This window comes from Halomonas sp. SIMBA_159 (assembly GCF_046536035.1).
Classification (GTDB): Bacteria; Pseudomonadota; Gammaproteobacteria; order Pseudomonadales; family Halomonadaceae; genus Vreelandella; species Vreelandella venusta_A.
Map to the genome: position 1 here is coordinate 1 of NZ_JAWJBT010000414.1, position 278 is coordinate 278.

General features: G+C 66.2%; 1 protein-coding gene. It reads right to left on the reverse strand.

Features of this window, described 5'->3' with window-relative positions; genetic code table 11:
* On the reverse strand, positions 1-278 hold a 278-nt coding region (locus R0J87_RS19840), incomplete at both ends, for a hypothetical protein (protein WP_498888403.1).

Here is a 278-nt window from a genome sequence, read left to right on the forward strand (position 1 = left end):
GGCGAGGCCGAGACTGGTCCAGCGAATCGGATTGAAGAAGAAGCGATAGCGCGCGGTGAACGCGGCGAGATCCAGATTGCCGACTTCACCAATGCCGTCGAGCCGCTCGGCGTCCATGCCGACCAGGTCGAGCGGCACGCGCGTGCGCACGTCGGCGAATACGTCGGCGCCGAGGCGCCGGCCGCGCTGAGCGAGATGATTCACGACGACAATGCCGCGCTCCAGTTCGCCGGTATAGCGCACGCCTTCCGGCACCACCACGCCATGTTCGATTACGC